The following is a 15,796-nucleotide window of genomic DNA, read 5'->3' as shown; positions in this document are numbered from 1 at the left end:
AATCGACAGTATCGACAACCGTGGCACCAGCAACAACCTGCGTAGCACCATCAGCGAAATCAGCATTCGTCGAAATCGACGGATTCTTCTCAGGCTGCTTCTCCTCCTCAGACAATCCAGGCTGGTCCGGAGGAAGTACGCGCTGGTAACTTTGGTGTTGGCCGCCACTCGGTGGAACCATGGTGATGAAGTCTTCACTCGGCTGCGCAGGAATCTCTGCGACCTTCTTGAAGCGAGGACCACCGGCGCCAGGCCCAGGCTCTGGAGGTCCAGGATTCTGGGTGCTCTCAATCTCGAATCCGGTTAGCTCGGTGAATTCCTGCTCGGAACCTTTGAAGGCAGGGAAGTTTTGATCATGATAAGGATTCTCAAAGCCTGGGTTTTGCCCATTGATCGTTAAAGCAGCAACATTGCGCTGTTGTTGATCTACACCCACGAAGGCAATCATGTAGACGACATATGTTGCGGCGGCATTTTTATCCCCATTTTTAATGGCTTCTTGCCATTTTTTAGCCAGACGAATTACCGCATCTCGATATTCTGGGTGAATATCGAGTTTCACAGCGTTGTCCTTCGAATACAAGATATTTCCACTCGAAGGATACTTCTTCATTGGGTCAATACACCAAGCCCACCCTGCAGTGTTGTTGGCGTTGCCTTGTGAGATGGCAGGATCGAATCCAAATTCCTCGTTGTAAGGTCCTGCCCAGGTCAAAGACCCCCATGGGGTACCATGGCTGGTCTTTGTAGGTTCCCCACCCAGTTCGTAGTTCGGCTGGAAGTCTGTCGGCTGCGCTGCATCAGCCTTACCCGAGGGGACGACAATCATCGTGAAAATAACCGCAAGTGCAGCGATCACTGCGGTTATGACTGTCCGCCCCTCTCGAGATATCTCTCTTATTTTACTCATTCTTACCTCTTCGAACGTTAGAAGCTCTTAATAATCTTCCCTCAGTTGTCAGGGCGCAATGTCAACGTTTTTAGCCGTTTTACACCGCCCAAAACCTCGATTGTGCCTTGTGAACAACGAACACGACTTAAGCTGACCTGGGTCTTGTTCCTTATTCATTGTTAACTTAACGGATTAGTTGAATCTTTTTCAACTATTTCTGTAACGTTTCGCAGCCATGGCGCGATCCGAGCGACTTATTGAAAACTTATCCCGATTCTCTACCGGCCGTCGGCTATGCAGCTCCTGTTAATCTCCGTAGGATAACCTGCCCTTTTACCAGCCGACACCCCGATATAAGCAGCCTGTGCATGATGTCCCGTCGGTCTCCAGGAATATTATGATCTTCGTCATTCCTTGAGTTGCAGGCAGTCAAAGAGAGTTCAGCCAGCAAGGGAAAGCTCAGAGACCTCACGCTGCCCATCCTGAGTTAGCCTTATTCAATTCTTTCGCTGCCTACCCGAGGCTTCCTCTACCTGAGGCTTCCCCTACAACCTGCACAGGGCCAAATTGCATGAAGTTTTATAGAACCACGGAAACTAGGTAGCCGTTCGACCTCAGGTAGTCAACCACCGCTTTATAAGCCTCAGCGTTCACATCCGCCTTGTAGGTGTTTGGATTCAACACGATATTTGCGCGCTTATCCTCAATGTTGACGGACATGAAGTCATACCCCGCATTAGAATTCTTTTCCGCCACCATCTCTTGCACGGCCTCAGCAAGTTCTTCGGGGCTGACATCATTTTCTTCCGCAGCGTCGACAATTTCATCGGCGTTGAGATCTTGTTCTTCCGCAGCGTCGACAACTTCGTCGGCGCTAAGATCCTCTTCTTGCCCAGGATTGACGATGTCCTCCACGCTGGAACTTAGCGCGCGCAGGTCTACTGCGGATGCCTCGTTTACCAGGGAGTTTCCCATACCGGCGATTCCAAGAGCTGTTACCAGTTGCAGTGCAAACATTTTCGTAGTTTTATTTGCCACTCTCTTAAGCCTCCTTAGTGCGCACTGAATTTTCCTTAAGTCTTCCGACCGTAGGCGAGGATACCTTATTATCAATAACGTGCCAACTAGCCCGCTTATTGAAAAAGGTGTTGGTCCGTGCTTTCGCACACCAACACCTTCACGCACATAATGCGGTAGCGGGCTACATCATTCCGCCCATGCCACCCATTGGGTCAGCGCCCGCAGCAGCGTCAGCACCAGCTGGTTCTGGCTTGTCCGCAACCACAGCCTCGGTGGTCAGGAACAGCGCTGCAATAGATGCAGCGTTCTGCAGAGCAGAACGGGTGACCTTTACTGGATCGTTGATACCAGCAGCCATCAGGTCGACGTACTCGCCGGTAGCAGCGTTCAGACCCTCACCTGGGTTCAGGCGGGAGACCTTATCTGCTACAACGCCAGGTTCCAGGCCAGAGTTGTACGCGATCTGCTTCAGCGGAGCAGACAAAGCCTCGCGGACGATCTTGACGCCGATGGCCTCGTCACCAGTCAGGTCCAGCGCATCCAATGCAGAGGCTGCCTGCAGCAGGGCAACGCCACCACCAGCGACGATTCCCTCGTCGACAGCAGCCTTCGCGTTACGCACGGCGTCCTCGATGCGGTGCTTGCGCTCCTTAAGCTCAACCTCGGTAGCAGCACCAACCTTCAGCACGGCAACACCGCCGGACAGCTTCGCCAGACGCTCCTGCAGCTTCTCGCGGTCATAATCGGAATCGGAGTTCTCGATTTCCGCACGGATCTGCTTGATGCGGCCGTCGATCTGCGCCTGCTCGCCAGCGCCCTGAACGATGGTGGTCTCGTCCTTGGTCACGACAACCTTGCGTGCGGTACCCAGCTGCGCGATGTCGGCGGTCTCCAGGGACAGGCCCACCTCTTCAGAGATAACCTGGCCGCCGGTCAGGATCGCCATGTCCTGCAGGGTTGCCTTGCGACGGTCACCAAAGCCTGGAGCCTTGACGGCCACAGACTTGAACGTGCCGCGGATCTTGTTCACGACCAGCGTGGACAGGGCTTCGCCCTCGACGTCCTCCGCGATGATCAGCAATGGTTTGTTGGACTGCATGACCTTTTCCAGCAGACCAACCAATTCCTTGATATTCGAGATCTTGCCGGAAACCAGCAGGATATATGGGTCTTCCAGCACAGCTTCGCCGCGCTCAACGTCGGTGGCGAAGTAACCGGAGATATAGCCCTTGTCAAAGCGCATACCTTCGGTGACTTCGAGGTCCACACCAAAAGTGTTGGATTCTTCGACAGTAATAACGGAATCCTTGTTCACCTGGCCATTGCCCACGGTGTACATGGCTTCGGCGATCTTTTCACCGATGGCAGGGTCCGCTGCGGAAATACCTGCGGTAGTAGCGATCTGCTCCTGGGTTTCTACTTCCTTGGCGGAATCCAGCAGACGCTCCACAACCGCCTTGGTAGCGGTCTCAATGCCGCGCTTGATGCCCATTGGGTTGGAACCAGCGGCGACGTTACGCAGACCTTCCCGCACCAGTGCTTGTGCCAGCACGGTAGCGGTGGTGGTGCCGTCACCGGCGACGTCGTCAGTCTTCTTGGCTACTTCCTTAACCAGCTCAGCGCCGATCTTTTCGTAAGCCTCATCCAGCTCAATTTCGCGAGCGATCGACACACCGTCGTTGGTGATCGTCGGCGCGCCCCAGGACTTTTCCAAAACAACGTTGCGTCCCTTTGGTCCCAGGGTGACCTTGACGGCGTCTGCCAGCGTATTCAGGCCGCGCTCGAGGCCACGGCGTGCTTCTTCGTCGAAAGCGATCTGCTTTGCCATGTGTTATGTGCTCCTTTTATTGGTGAAGGACAACACTCACGGTAATGATCACGCCAGGCGCCCGCGACGGCACGAATGGCGTGAGTGCGCACCATTCTCACCTGCGTGATAGGTCTTTTTGTAGTGGTTTAGCACTCCACTACTGGAAGTGCTAGCAACCATTCTGGCACTCGGCCCCTGTGAGTGCAAGGTTGTACCCGGCGTTTCCCCAACCGATTCCTGCTAGGTTGGCGGTCATGAATAGCACGAGTACTACCAGCAACACCACCAACAGCACCGGCAACAGCACCGAAGCCGCCCTGCAGGAGCACATCCGCGGCCAGCGCGAAGAAATCTTTGCGCAGTTATCCGAAATCATTGCGTTTAATTCTGTGTACCTACCCGAGAACCCGGAGCTGAAAGAGGAGCACACCAACGCTGGTAACTGGGTGGATGCCGCGCTTGCCGACGCCGGGCTCGAAGTCAGCGCCATTACCACCGCCGACGGTTCCACGACGTACTTGGCGTCCACGCCAAAGATCGAGGGCGCACCGACGGTTCTGCTGTATTCGCATTACGACGTCGTCTTGGCCGGTGATCCAGCCGAATGGACTGCAGATCCGTTCACCCTCACCGAGCGCGACGGCCGTTGGTATGCCCGCGGTGCCGCAGACTGCAAGGGTTCGCTGGCGATGCACCTGGCCGGCCTGCGCGCGGTCGATGACATCATCGGCCTACACAACCTGGGCATCAACCTGCGCGTGCTGGTCGAAGGCTCGGAAGAACAAGGCGGCGAAGGCTTGGACACACTGATAAAACAGCGTCCAGAGCTATTCCAGGCAGACGTCATGCTGATCGCCGATGGCGGCAACGTCGCCGCGGGCACCCCAACCATCACCACTGCCCTGCGCGGCGGTGCCCAGCTGAAGGTGTCCGTCGACACGCTGCGCGCACCCGTGCACTCCGGCCTGTTCGGCGGCGTCGCCCCGGATGCCACCCTGGCGCTGCTGCGCGCGCTGAACTCGCTTTTCGACGACAACGGCCACACCGTCATCCGTGGTTTCGAACCAACCGACGATGCGAAGTGGCATTGGGATGGCGCTAGCTATGATGCAGCTACTTTCCGTTCTGATGCCGGTGTGCTCGACGGCGTCGGGCTGCATGGCACAGGCACCGACGAGGACATTGCTGCCCAGCTGTGGGCCCGACCTGCCGCAACGGTGACGGCATTCAGCTCGCGCCCCACCTCAGACGTCGTTAATGCTGTCACCCACCACGCCGAAGCCGTGGTGAACCTGCGCGTGCCATTCCACCTGGATACCCAGGACGTCGTCGAGGCTGCCGCCCAGCAGATCCGCGATGCGGTGCCTTTCGACGCCCATATCAAGGTCACGGCAGAAGATGTCTTCAGCCCGTTTTCCACCAGCACGGATTCCGCCGCCTTCGAAACCTTCGAATCCGCCATGGCCACTGCTTTCGGAAAAGACGTCCGCAACACCGGCAACGGCGCGTCCATCCCGCTGACCACCGCTTTGGCCGAGGCCAACCCGGATGCCGATATCGCCGTCTACGGACTGTGCGAGCCACAAACCACGATCCACTCGCCGGATGAATCCGTGGATCCAGAAGAAATCATCCGTCTGGCCACCACTGAAGCGCTGTTTATCACTCGCCTGAGCGAGCAAGCACGTAACTCGTAGCAAGCGCGCAACTCATAAAAAACCCAAGGATTAACACCGTGTCCAGTTATCACGATCCGTCCAACCCGAATCACGGCCACCTCGCCCACGCCCTGCGCCACCACATCGGCGGCCAGCGCCAACGCATCTTCGGCGACCTCGCACAACTGTGCGCCATCCCATCGCTAGCGCTCAACAACGATCACGCCAAGGACATGGATCGATCGGCCGCGATGATCCGCGACCTTATGGTGGAACGCGGCTTGACCACCGAGATCATCACCACCAGCGATGGCTCCCCGGCGGTCATCGGCAGGCGCGCGGCCAAGAACAACGCCCCCACGGTGCTGTTGTATTGCCACCACGACGTCGTCGATATTTCCACCCCAGATGAGTGGGAAACGGATCCGTTTATCCTCACCGAGCGCGAGGGGCGGTGGTACGCACGCGGGTCAGCGGACTGCAAGGGCAATGTGTTGATGCACTTGGCCGCCATCCGCGCGGTCGATGCCACCGGCGGTTGTGATGCGGGCATCATCCTGGTTTGTGAGGGTTCAGAGGAACGCGGCGGGCAGGGTTTACACGATCTTGTCGACGAGCGCCCGGAGCTTTTCGACGCCGACCTGATCTGCATCGCCGATACTGCTTCTGGTCAGGCGGGCTTGCCGACGCTGACCACCAGCCTGCGCGGCGGCGGGCAGTTGACCGTCACAGTGAGCACTCTGGAAGCCCCGGTGCATTCCGGACAATTCGGCGGCGCGGCCCCGGATGCAGTCGCCGCGCTGGTGCGGGTGCTAGCCACGCTGCATGATGACGACGGGCAAGTTGCGGTCGACGGTTTGGGGCAGCACCGCAACTGGGAAGGCAGCCCCTACCCCGCCGAAGACGAGGAAGCACGAGAAGCCGCAGGCCTGCTTGATGGCGTCGACATGCTGGGCGCTGGTGACGACGAAATGGCTGATCTGGTGTGGGCCCGCCCGGCCGTCACCATTACTGGTTTTAGTTCCACCCCGGTAGAAGAAGCTATCAACGCCGTTCCAGCCACCGCCTCGGCTCAGCTGAACCTGCGGGTACCACCGGGAGTTGATACGGCAAGCGCGGCAGAAAAAGTTGCCGAACATTTGCGCGCGAATATCAGCTGGGGTGCGCACATCGACGTCGATATCACCTCTGCCAATCCGTCGTTTTCTGCTGATACCTCCGGCGCCCTGTTTGGCCTGCTCAGCGACTGCATAGCAGAAGCCTATGAGCATGAGACCGAGCTGATCGGCACTGGAGGATCCATCCCGCTGACGGTGAAATTAGCTGAGAAATTCCCTGCTGCCGAATTTGGCTTGTACGGGGTAGCCGAATCAGCTTCGTCCATACATTCGAGTAATGAATCTGTTGATCCGGAAGAAATTGCACGCTTGGCACTGGCAGAAGCTCTGCTGTTGACGCGTCTCCATTTCCGCTAGACTATGAAAAAGTCTTTAAGCCGCGCGCAATAAACGGGAGGCGGAATAATTGTGCTCATCCTGCTAGGTTCCCTAGCCTGCGCCTCAATCCTGGCGCCGCTTCTGATCCGCTGGTTGGGCCGCCCGGCCTTTGCCCTACTCGCCGTGGTTCCCGCGGTGGGTTTTTTCTGGTTGCTGCAGCATTTCGTCAACGGCACTTTCACTGACGAGGGCACACTGGAATATTCCGTGGCCTGGGTCCCGGAAATTCAGCTGTATATCGATTTGCGCATCGATGCTTTATCCGCATTGTTTGGGCTGATCATCACCGGGGTGGGTGCACTGGTGATGCTGTATTGCTGGGGGTATTTTACTTCCACGACGCGACGCCTGGCCATGTTCGCAGGCCAAATGATGGCCTTCGCCACCGTCATGATGGGGCTGGTCGCCTCGGATAACTTCCTGCTGCTCTACATTTTCTGGGAAGCCACCTCGATCCTATCTTTCCTGCTGGTTTCCTACTACGGCGAGCGGGCTTCTTCCCGACGTGCCGCGGGCCAGGCTTTGATGGTCACCGTGCTCGGCGGCCTGACGATGCTGGTGGGCATCGTATTGCTGGGGCAAACCACCGGCACGTGGCGGTTCTCGGAACTCAGCGCTTTCGCGGCCACGGCAGAACTCAACGAGGTGCCGTATATCGGTGTTTCCATCGTGCTGGTCATCGTCGGTGCGCTGTCAAAATCCGCCATTGCCCCCTTCCACTTCTGGTTGCCTGGCGCCATGGCTGCCCCGACTCCGGTCTCGGCATACCTGCACTCCGCTGCGATGGTGAAAGCCGGCATTTACCTGGTTGCCCGCCTAGCACCGGATTTTGCGCAGGTGCCCAGCTGGCACGCCTTGATCATTCCACTGGCATTGTTCACCATGCTGCTGGGCGGTTGGATGGCACTGAAGCAGCGCGACCTGAAGCTGATTCTGGCCTACGGCACCGTCTCCCAACTCGGTTTTATCACCTCAGTCGTGGCCATCGGTTCGCGCGAAGCCATGCTGGCAGGTCTGGCACTGACCGTCGCGCACTCACTGTTTAAAGCGACGCTGTTTATGGTCGTCGGCGCGATCGATCATTCCACCGGCACCCGCGATATTTTCGATCTCTCCGGTTTGGGCCGCAAGCAACCGCTGTTAGCAGTCATCGCTATTCTGGCAGCGGCCTCGATGGCTGGTGTGATCCCGATGCTCGGATTCGTCGCCAAGGAAGCAGCCCTGGAGGCTGTCCTGCATGAAGACCTTCTGGTAGGCACCCCACGGCAATTAATGCTGGTGTTCATCGTCATCGGCTCCGTGTTCACCGTCGCTTATTCCATCCGGGTGATTTATGGTGCGTTTGCACGTAAGAAACCCACCCACCCCACTGGCGGCGGCATATGCCACGAAGTCACCCAGATGAAACCAATCACGGTGCTGCTCTGGGGCCCACCGGCAGTACTGGTCGGGTTGACCATCTTCTTCGGTCTGCGCCCGATCATCATCTCCAATGCCATTAACCAACACCTCGATTCCGAGTACGCGCACCTGACTGGCGCGGGTCACAGCGGCGCAACCACGCACGCGACGGATCTGGCACTGTGGCACGGCTGGACTGTGCCATTGGCAATTTCAGCGGGCATTCTGGTCGTTGGTGGTCTTTTCCACTGGCAGCGTCACGCCCTGGCAAAGGCCTATTTCGAATATCCTGCACTGGGTAACGCCAACGACGCCTACTACGCCATTCTGAACCAACTGCGTCGGATTTCGCTGCGTTTGACTGCCTCAACCCAGCGCGGTTCATTGCAGTACAACCTGGGTGTCATTTTCGTCGTCCTCACCGTGTTGCCTCTGGTGGCACTGCTGTTGGGCGACCGGACGAATATCCGGCTTAACCTGGGTGAATCACCGTGGCAAGCCGCGGCCGCGGTAGCGATCATTGCTGCCGCGATCGCCGCAACCGTCATGCACAACCGTCTGTCGGCGGTGATCTTGGTCGGTGTCACCGGTTATTTCTTGGCGTTTATTTTTGCCATGTATGGCGCACCTGATCTGGCTTTGACCCAGGTGCTGGTGGAAACCGTGCTGATGATCATTTTCATGTTGGTGCTGCGAAAAATGCCGACCAATGTGGAATGGCGTGGCAGCCCGCAGTTCAACCGTTTCCGCGCCTGGCTGTCTATCGCAGTGGCATTTTCCGTGGTCACCGTCGCGTTATTCGCCATGAACGCGCGCACGGCGCCATTGATTTCCGAGCCCATGCCAGCACTGGCAGAACAAATCTCGCACGGTTTGAACACCGTGAATGTGATCCTGGTGGACTTCCGCGCCTGGGACACGATGGGCGAAACCATCGTGCTGATCATCGCCTCACTCGGTGTGGCCTCGCTGGTCTTCCGCACCAACTCGTTTGTCCGGCACTCCCGTCGGCCGATCCTCACTGCGGTGTCGCGCCGCTGGCTGGCCGCCCAAGTAGAAACGGAACGTGCAGCAAACCGCTCGATCATGGTCGATGTGGCCACGCGCGTGCTGTTCCCGTCAATGATGGCACTATCGGTGTATTTCTTCTTCGCCGGCCACAACGCCCCAGGCGGTGGCTTCGCTGGCGGCTTGGTCGCTGCCCTGGCTCTTTCCTTGCGGTATGTCGCCGGTGGTCGCGCCGAATTGGAAGAAACCCTGCCCGTCGATCCCGCACGCTTGTTCTTCATCGGCCTGCTGCTTTCTACCGGCTCGGCCCTGGTACCGATGGCCTTCGGCGATCCGCCACTGACGTCGTACTACGCGTCGGTGGACATCCCTGTCATCGGTGCGGTCTCCTTGCCGTCGGCATTGATTTTCGACGCTGCGGTGTACCTGATCGTGATTGGCATGACGATGTACGTGCTCACCTCCCTGGGCACGCAACTGGATCTGGAAGAAGAAGAGCGCAAGCAGCGTGCACGTGACCGGGCGAAGAACCTCAAGCGCAAAAACGAGCAACGCAGAAACGAACAGCGCAAAAACGAGCAGAAGGCTGCCACACGCACACAACAACAGGCAGCCGCCACCTCGGGAGCAACCACCTCGGGAGCAACCGGAGAAAGGAGCCGTAGCTAATGGAAGCAAACCTGTTTCTGCTACTCGCCTCCGGGGTGATGCTCGCCGCCGGGGTCTATCTGATGCTCGACCGCGCGGTCACGAAAATCGTGCTTGGTTTGCTGCTGATCGGCAACGCCGCCAATCTGTTGATTCTGCAAGCTGGCGGCCCCGCCGGATCACCACCGATTACCGGCAGTGAATCCTCGCTCTATCCGGACCGGGAAGCTGATCCTCTGGCCCAAGCCATGATCTTGACTGCGATCGTGATCGCCATGGCGCTGACGGCATTCTTGCTTTCCTTGGCTTACCGCCAGTACCGCTACCGTTCTGCCGACGTCGTCGAAGACGACCACGAGGACGCAGCAATTGCCGCCCGGCCGATCAACGCTGCCGCCGGCCCAGACCACGACGCCTCCGACGACCCGAAGACCGGGCGCGCCACCGAAGAAGGCGACCGCTTCGGCCCAGAGTCGTTTGAAAAGCCCGTCGAAGACGCCAAAGGAACGGAAGGCGCCGATGACTAGACTAGAACCCCTCACCGAGGCAGTACTGCCATACATGCCTTTTTTGATCCCGCTGCCGGTGATCCTTCCCGCGCTTGCAGCGGCCGGGTGTCTGTTGTTCCCACGCATGCTCAACGTACGGCGTGCCTTCGTGTTTTTCACCCTGTTGGCACTCGCGGTGCTCTCGGCCACCATGCTCATCGTCGTCGACGGCGAAGGCATCCAAACCCTGCAGATCGGCGGTTGGGACGCCCCACTGGGCATCACTCTGGTCGCTGACCGCTTGTCGACGATGATGCTGTTCGTCAGCTCCATCATTTTGTTTGCGGTGATGTGGTTCGCCATCGCGCAGGGCATCCGTGATGACACGAAAGATGAGCCCGTCGCGGTTTTTCTGCCGTCGTACATGCTGCTGACGATGGGCGTGAACCTGTCATTCCTGGCAGGTGACTTGTTCAACCTGTACGTCGGCTTCGAAATCTTCCTGGTGGCCTCGTATGTCTTGATGACGCTGGGTGCTTCCCCATCGCGTGTTCGTGCCGGTGTGGGTTATGTGATGGTTTCGATGGCCAGCTCCATGGTGTTCTTGTTCGGCATTGCCGTAACCTACGCGGCCGTCGGTACGGTGAACCTGGCCCAGATTGGCCAGCGCATGGAAGATATTCCGGGTGGCACGCAGGCCGCTATTTTCGGCGTGTTGCTGGTCGCCTTCGGTATTAAAGCCGCGGTTTTCCCGCTGGATTCCTGGCTTCCCGACGCCTATCCCACCGCCCCATCGCTGGTCACTGCCGTGTTCGCGGGCCTGTTGACCAAGGTTGGTGTCTACGCCATCATCCGCATGCGCACCACCGTGTTCACCGACGGCAGCTTGGATTCGCTACTGATGCTCGTCGCCCTAGCCACGATGCTCATCGGTATCTTGGGCGCGATGGCGCAAAACGATATCAAACGTTTGCTGTCGTTCACACTGGTCTCACACATCGGTTTTATGATCTTCGGTATCGGCCTAGGCAGCTCGCAAGGCCTATCCGGTGCAATCTTCTACATGGTGCACCACATTTTGGTGCAAACCGCGTTGTTCCTGGTCGTCGGCCTGATCGAGCGCCATGCGGGCACATCGTCGCTGCGCCGGTTGGGATCGCTGATGTATACCGCACCGATTATCGCCGTGCTGTACATCATCCCGGCGCTCAACCTGGGCGGCATCCCGCCGTTTTCCGGCTTCATGGGCAAAGTCATGCTCTTCCATGCTGGCGCCGAAGCCAATACTTGGATGTCCTGGGTACTGATCGGCGGTGCCGTGGTGACCTCCCTGCTGACGCTTTACGTGATGATCATGGTCTGGTCCAAGGGCTTCCTCCGCGACCGGAAAGACGCCCCGGAAGGCAACATGGCCATCGCCCGGCCCGCCCCTTTAGCGGATATCACCCAGGAAGTGGAGTTTTCCGAGCGGGAATCCGTCGGGCGCACACCATTCGGCATGATCGCAGCGACCGCGATGCTGGTGCTCGCATCCACCGCCATCAGCGTCGTGGCTGGGCCTATCGCCAGCATCACCGACCGTGCAGCCAATTCCACCCAGGACGTCAACATTTACCGCACCGCGGTATTAGGCACCGATCCGAGCGAGCCGACGCGCAACCTGGAACTCGAGCGGCTCGACGACGGCGAGGATCGTCGGGAAGAGTCTGAAAAACACACAGGGTCCCGCACAACAGAGTCCCGTACATCCGTCAAGGGAGGCGATGCCTAATGAGAACCCAGACACAGGACTCGAAGGAGAACCGGGCCCGCGATGAATCGCAGAAAAGCCGAGCCCGCGAAGCGCATTTAAGAAAACGTGTGCCTAAGGGCCTGCGTAACCGCTTCCGCCCATGGTTTATCACCTGGCTGATGATCATGTGGATCATCCTGGTCGGCGAGATTAGCTGGGGCAATATCGCCGCTGGGTTATTCGTCGGCACGCTCGTGGTCTACCTCCTACCACTGCCTGCGATGCCCGTTACTGGCCTGCACGTCTCCTGGCACAAACTGGCATGGTTTTTGGTGGTATTCGTTGTCGAACTGCTCAGAGCCTCACTGCACGTAGCATATTTGGCGCTGCGCCCGAAACAGCTGCCGAAAACCGCAATCGTCACCGCCCCGATGCGGGTATCCAACGAATTCATTTTGGTCCTGGCAATCACGCTGTACAACCTGCAGCCTGGCGGCGCGGTCACGGATATTGATATTGCCAACCGCACCCTGACGATTCACCTGCTCGACGCGGATAACGACGAGCGCATCGAGCAAGAACTCGAACGCGTCGCAATCCTCGAAGCCCGGATGATCGAGATCTTCGAAAGGACCTAGCCCATGGATCCAGAGTTGTATACCACGCTACTGATCATCCCCGCATTACTGATCAGCGCGGCCTTGGCAATCACGGTGTGGCGCATTATCGTCGGGCCGAATTCGCTGGACCGGCTCATTGGTCTGGATGGCATGGTCGCGATGATGCAATGCGCAGGCGCCACGTATATCGCGTGGACGAAAAATTCCACCGTGGTCTACGCCATGATGGTCATCGCGATGCTGGCGTTTATTTCCACCGTTGCCGTCACGCGTTTCCGCAAAAGGGATGTGAGTTAACCATGAATTGGGCTTTGCTTGCCGATATCGTCTCGCTGGTGCTGGTGACGATGGGCGCAATTTTCGTCTTTTCCGCTGCCATCGGAGTAGCACGCTTCGGCGATACGATGTCGCGCGTGCACGCGGTGACCAAACCGCAGACCGCCGGGCTGATCATGTGCATCATCGGCGCCGGAATCCACCTGGTGGTCGCGGACTACAACAACGGGTGGCAATCCGATATCGGAGTGCTGTTCTTGCTGGTGATTTTCGCACTGCTGACCAGCCCTGTGACCGCGCAGCGCCTGGGCCGCATTGGGCGTCGTGAAGGATTGTACGCGCCAGATTCTGCGATGTCGCGTAACGACCGCCCAGCCAAGCGCACGCTGCGCAAAAAAGACCCCCGCAAAAATTAACGGGCAACCTAGTTTTCCAACGGCTGCCAGGTAGTCATCTCTTCTGCGGTGGCAGCCACAACCTTTTTCCAGTCTCCCCCAGCTTGCGCGAAGCGCTGCCGCTGGCGTTGGTACCCGGCGCCCTTGTCGACGATTTCTGCCACCAGCTGCAGTTCGTCAGCGCAGCCGAGTTCCTGTGCGATCGGGGCGAGTTCTTTTACCAAATCCGCGAGTTCGTCTTTGACCCAGCGTTCGTGAGTATCACGCGAGGTAATGACCAGCGCGTCCAGCCCATAGCGGGCGGCGCGCCATTTATTTTCCGCGATATGCCACGGCTGCAGGCTGGGCAGCTGGTTATTGGTGTCGGTGTCGGCAAGCTGCTCATCCAGCATCCGGTCGTAGTAGACCACCAAACAATGCGTGAGCGCAGCCACCGCGGACAACTCGCGCAGGTTCGACGAGGCATCAGAAACCCGCACTTCAATCGTGCCCCATTTGGAGGCCGGGCGGATATCCAGGTGCATCGAACCGGTATGGCTGATCACCCCGGATGCCGCCTGGTCGCGCATATAACCTTGCCATTCTTCCCAGGTGTTAATCGCCGGTGGCAGGCCCGCCGTCGGCAGCTGTTGGTACAGCATGGTGCGGTTGGAGGCGTAGCCAGTATCGATGCCATCCCAGCCCGGCGAGGATGCGGATAGCGCCAGCAGGTGCGGGAACTTCGTCATCATGGCGTTGATGATCGGCCACACGCGGTCTTCGTGTCGGATGCCGACGTGCACATGTGTGCCCCAGATCAGCATTTGGCTGCCCCAGTACTGGGTGCGCTCGATGATCTCGGCGTAGGTCATCTTTGCGCTGACGGGGTTGGTGCGGAAATCCGAAAACGGGTGGCCGCCCGATGCCCACAGCACCAGCCCGTGGTGCTCGGCGGCCTGGCGGATGACGGAAAGATCCCGGTCGAGCTCGGCCACGGCCTGCGGGATGGTATCGCAAATGCCGGTGACAAGCTCAATGGTGTTTTGCAGGAATTCTTTTTCCAGGTGAATATCCGGCTGAATCTGCTGCGCTGTTGTGATTACGGCTTCGGCCTGGTGCGCCAGATCCCAAGTTTCTGGGTTGATCAGCGCAACTTCCCACTCGATGCCGACGGTGGGTTGTGGCGAGCGTTTGAATACTTCCGTGCCCGCTGCAGGCGTATTCGCCATTAGATAGAGACCTCTCCGATAAGAACCATGGTCAAACCATTATTATCGGTAGCTTCGCGTGGTAGGTAATCCATGTTTTCGCGGGCGACGCCGCCGACGCGCTCGGCAAGTTCGCGGGCGCGTTGTTCTGCGGCAGCATTGCCGGCTGGAAAGAACACGGTGTTTTCGCGCAGCACCTTTTCGCCGCCGGGCAGGTTGCCGGATTCGCGGGTTTTTTGGCCTTCGCGTTCCAGGGATTCGGTCACCCGGTGTGCCAGGCCTGACACGGTGGAGTTATTCAGCACGGTGACGTCGAAAGTTTGTTGGCCCCCAGCGCCCGAGCCTGCTCCGGCACCACCAGCGCCTTGTCGACGCTCACCCGGCGCGGGTGCGCCTTCTGGGCGTGCGCCATCACGGGCCATGCCTGCTTCGCCGTTGTGTCCAGCGGCGTCTGGGTGTGCACCGTCGGCATGCTCAGCATCAGCGTGGTCACCATCAGCGTGATCGCCTTCGCGGCGGTCGCCGTCGGCAGGGGCGCCGTTGTGGCCGTCACCGCGACCATCTTTATCGCCAGCTTTATTGCCGGAGCCATTCGCGCCCTCACCACCGTTGGCCGCGGATTCCTGCGCGTTATTCGCGGTGTTTGTTGCCGTGGTCTCATCCGAGCTGGTCAGCGCAAAAATTCCCCATAGCCCTAACAAGATGGCCACAGAAATCAGGACCATCGCCAGCCCGCGCAGGGGAAGTTTGGAGCCAGCAGCACCAGCAGCACCAGCAACACCAGCACCCCCAACTGCTCCCGCAGCGCCTCCGGCAGAGCCCGCGCCAGCACCGGTGTCGTACGCGTCGGAATTGTTCATATTAGCCTCATCACCCTGGTTTACGTTCGTCACAGTAGCCACTCTAATCTTCAGTAGCCCCAGAACTGGTCACGGCACGCCGATTACGTACCCGCCGCAAACGCTTTATTAACAACGGGTATTCCTGCATCGCAGGGGCATAATCCAATAAAATATTCAGCCGCCGGTAATAGCGCACCGGACTCATCCCTAATTCGGCGCGAATCGCTTCTTCTTTCGCCCCGGCGGCCCTGGGCGCGCGTGCGGTGAAATCCAAAAGCTCCCTGTCACGGTCTGTGAGCGTTTGGTGATCGGTCATAGTTAAA

At 58.6% G+C, this 15,796-nt stretch carries 13 protein-coding genes and 1 pseudogene; 8 read left to right on the top strand and 6 right to left on the bottom strand.

What is annotated here, in order from left to right; translation table 11 throughout:
* From QP888_RS04205 to groL, 3 genes and pseudogenes are all read right to left on the bottom strand, one after another.
* A pseudogene (locus QP888_RS04205) lies at positions 1 to 910 on the bottom strand (hypothetical protein); the annotation flags it as partial.
* 561 nt (positions 911 to 1,471) lie between these two features.
* Positions 1,472 to 1,930 (bottom strand): hypothetical protein, encoded by a 459-nt coding sequence (locus QP888_RS04200; RefSeq protein WP_284812263.1) that lies wholly within the window; start codon positions 1,928 to 1,930, stop codon positions 1,472 to 1,474.
* A 163-nt stretch (positions 1,931 to 2,093) separates the two neighbouring features.
* Complete coding sequence (groL, locus tag QP888_RS04195; protein WP_284812262.1) at positions 2,094 to 3,740, bottom strand: chaperonin GroEL; 1,647 nt, start codon at positions 3,738 to 3,740, stop codon at positions 2,094 to 2,096.
* Positions 3,741 to 3,976: 236 nt separating this feature from the next.
* On the opposite strand from groL, the gene QP888_RS04190 reads away from it, so the two are divergent.
* From QP888_RS04190 to QP888_RS04155, 8 genes are read left to right on the top strand one after another with little or no spacing between them, the layout of a single operon-like run.
* Positions 3,977 to 5,419: a M20/M25/M40 family metallo-hydrolase gene (locus QP888_RS04190; RefSeq protein ID WP_284812261.1), complete on the top strand. Its 1,443-nt coding sequence runs from the start codon at positions 3,977 to 3,979 to the stop codon at positions 5,417 to 5,419.
* Positions 5,420 to 5,457: 38 nt separating this feature from the next.
* Complete coding sequence (locus tag QP888_RS04185; protein WP_284812260.1) at positions 5,458 to 6,855, top strand: M20/M25/M40 family metallo-hydrolase; 1,398 nt, start codon at positions 5,458 to 5,460, stop codon at positions 6,853 to 6,855.
* Between the two features lie 51 nt (positions 6,856 to 6,906).
* Positions 6,907 to 9,954, top strand: a complete 3,048-nt coding sequence (locus QP888_RS04180; protein ID WP_284812259.1) for a Na+/H+ antiporter subunit A — start codon at positions 6,907 to 6,909, stop codon at positions 9,952 to 9,954.
* Positions 9,954 to 10,460: a Na(+)/H(+) antiporter subunit C gene (locus QP888_RS04175; protein WP_018120773.1), complete on the top strand. Its 507-nt coding sequence runs from the start codon at positions 9,954 to 9,956 to the stop codon at positions 10,458 to 10,460. The genes QP888_RS04180 and QP888_RS04175 overlap by 1 nt, the downstream gene beginning before the upstream one ends.
* Positions 10,453 to 12,192 carry a Na+/H+ antiporter subunit D gene (locus tag QP888_RS04170; protein WP_284812258.1) on the top strand — a complete coding sequence of 580 codons (1,740 nt, stop codon included), beginning with the start codon at positions 10,453 to 10,455 and terminating at the stop codon, positions 12,190 to 12,192. The genes QP888_RS04175 and QP888_RS04170 overlap by 8 nt, the downstream gene beginning before the upstream one ends.
* Positions 12,192 to 12,791: a Na+/H+ antiporter subunit E gene (locus QP888_RS04165; RefSeq protein ID WP_284812257.1), complete on the top strand. Its 600-nt coding sequence runs from the start codon at positions 12,192 to 12,194 to the stop codon at positions 12,789 to 12,791. Before QP888_RS04170 ends, QP888_RS04165 begins: the two co-directional genes overlap by 1 nt.
* A 3-nt stretch (positions 12,792 to 12,794) precedes the next feature.
* Positions 12,795 to 13,070 (top strand): monovalent cation/H+ antiporter complex subunit F, encoded by a 276-nt coding sequence (locus QP888_RS04160; RefSeq protein ID WP_284812256.1) that lies wholly within the window; start codon positions 12,795 to 12,797, stop codon positions 13,068 to 13,070.
* A gap of 2 nt (positions 13,071 to 13,072) precedes the next feature.
* Positions 13,073 to 13,465, top strand: a complete 393-nt coding sequence (locus QP888_RS04155; RefSeq protein WP_284812255.1) for a monovalent cation/H(+) antiporter subunit G — start codon at positions 13,073 to 13,075, stop codon at positions 13,463 to 13,465.
* A gap of 8 nt (positions 13,466 to 13,473) precedes the next feature.
* Here QP888_RS04155 and QP888_RS04150 read toward each other — a convergent pair whose 3' ends face one another.
* The 3 genes from QP888_RS04150 to QP888_RS04140 are packed head-to-tail and all read right to left on the bottom strand — an operon-like array spanning position 13,474 to position 15,789.
* A complete protein-coding gene (locus QP888_RS04150; RefSeq protein WP_284812254.1) occupies positions 13,474 to 14,652 on the bottom strand; it encodes a glutamate--cysteine ligase in 1,179 nt (392 codons plus the stop codon).
* A complete protein-coding gene (locus QP888_RS04145; protein WP_284812253.1) occupies positions 14,652 to 15,524 on the bottom strand; it encodes a LytR C-terminal domain-containing protein in 873 nt (290 codons plus the stop codon). The genes QP888_RS04150 and QP888_RS04145 overlap by 1 nt, the downstream gene beginning before the upstream one ends.
* A gap of 10 nt (positions 15,525 to 15,534) precedes the next feature.
* Positions 15,535 to 15,789 carry a DUF3263 domain-containing protein gene (locus QP888_RS04140; protein ID WP_502869105.1) on the bottom strand — a complete coding sequence of 85 codons (255 nt, stop codon included), beginning with the start codon at positions 15,787 to 15,789 and terminating at the stop codon, positions 15,535 to 15,537.
* Positions 15,790 to 15,796: the final 7 nt, after the last annotated feature.

The sequence above is a fragment of the Corynebacterium sp. MSK297 genome (assembly GCF_030232885.1).
GTDB lineage: Bacteria > Actinomycetota > Actinomycetes > Mycobacteriales > Mycobacteriaceae > Corynebacterium.
This window is presented reverse-complemented; position numbering and strand designations above follow the sequence as displayed.